Genomic DNA, 1371 nt, shown 5'->3' with positions numbered 1-1371 from the left:
TGTCATCAAGGCTATTTATTTATCCAGTCAGATAAAAATGATGGCATGCAGGGTTTGTTAGTCGATTATAAAAATCGCGGTGTACGCTGTGGAGAACTGGTAAGCAAGTAATGACTGAACAAAAACCTGACACTATTTTTTCTCAAGCGCTTGATAGCGTAGGCGACTTCAAGTTTGACGAAGCAGTTGCCCGAGTTTTCCCTGACATGATCCGTCGCTCGGTTCCCGGTTACACCACGATAATTCCGATGATCGGTCTCATCACTGAGCGCTACGCTCAGAACGATTCAGCATGTTATGACCTGGGTTGTTCCCTAGGTGCATCAACACTTGCTATGCGCCATGGCTTAAGAGACAAAAGTTGCCAACTCATCGCCGTCGATAACTCAGAGTCGATGCTTGATCGCTGCAACCACTATATCAAAATAGATAACGAAGAAACTCCCGTTGAACTTGTGTGTAAGGATATCACAGAGCTGGCGTTTCAACCTTGCTCAGTCGTGACGTTAAATTTCACCCTGCAGTTTGTTGACCCTGCATTGCGCTTAAAACTCCTCAAAGATATCTATGCTGCAATGGAGCCGGGTGGCGTACTAATTCTTTCCGAAAAGATCTGTTTTGACAATCAAAATGAGCAAAGCGAGCTAGAAGAACTGCACTGGTTGTTTAAACGCGCAAACGGCTATAGTGAACTGGAAGTGAGCCAAAAGCGAAGCGCCCTTGAAAAGGTACTAATGCCAGACACCCTAGAAGCCCATCAAGCGCGTTTGAAAGAGGCCGGGTTTACTCACTCCCACCTTTGGTATCAATGTTTCAACTTTATGTCGCTGATAGCGATTAAAGCAGCTTAGGTATAACGATGGATTTCTACCCTCTCTATGACGACTTATTTGCTTTCATGCGCAGCAACAAGCTCGAACCCTGGTTGGAGACTTTAATCCCCCTACTCAAACATAAGCTTCAAGAAAAGCCTCATGGTGACTTAAAGCGTTGGTTGGAGGCCTATCATTCTCTGCCAGTTTTAAACTCCGACATCGTCAATCTAGATGCTTCACGTGTTGGTGCCGACAGCAAGGAAGGCCTAAATAGTGATACGTTTAAACAGCTTGAACAAGCACTTAGAGGTTTAATACCCTGGCGAAAAGGACCCTATGACTTATTCGGCGTTCATATCGATACGGAGTGGCGATCAGACTGGAAATGGGAACGTATCAAAGACCACATCACCCCCTTAAAAAACCGGATTATACTCGATGTAGGCTGCGGTTCTGGTTATCACTGCTGGCGTATGTTGGGCGAAGGCGCACAAAATGTTATTGGGATCGACCCGAACTTTTTATTCTTACTACAGTTCGAGACTCTAAAGAAATA

General features: G+C 45.1%; 2 protein-coding genes. Both read left to right on the top strand.

Annotated features, from left to right (window positions below; translation table 11 throughout):
• Positions 1-110 precede the first annotated feature (110 nt).
• Complete coding sequence (gene cmoA, locus A3761_RS14465) at positions 111-851, top strand: carboxy-S-adenosyl-L-methionine synthase CmoA (RefSeq protein ID WP_068513432.1); 741 nt, start codon at positions 111-113, stop codon at positions 849-851.
• A gap of 8 nt (positions 852-859) precedes the next feature.
• Positions 860-1371: DUF1698 domain-containing protein (locus A3761_RS14460; protein ID WP_231881226.1), on the top strand; the 512-nt coding region annotated here is incomplete at its 3' end.

It is taken from the genome of Oleiphilus sp. HI0123, assembly GCF_001635315.1.
Note: the sequence above shows the minus strand (reverse complement) of the source record. Positions and strands in the feature narration are given on the sequence as shown.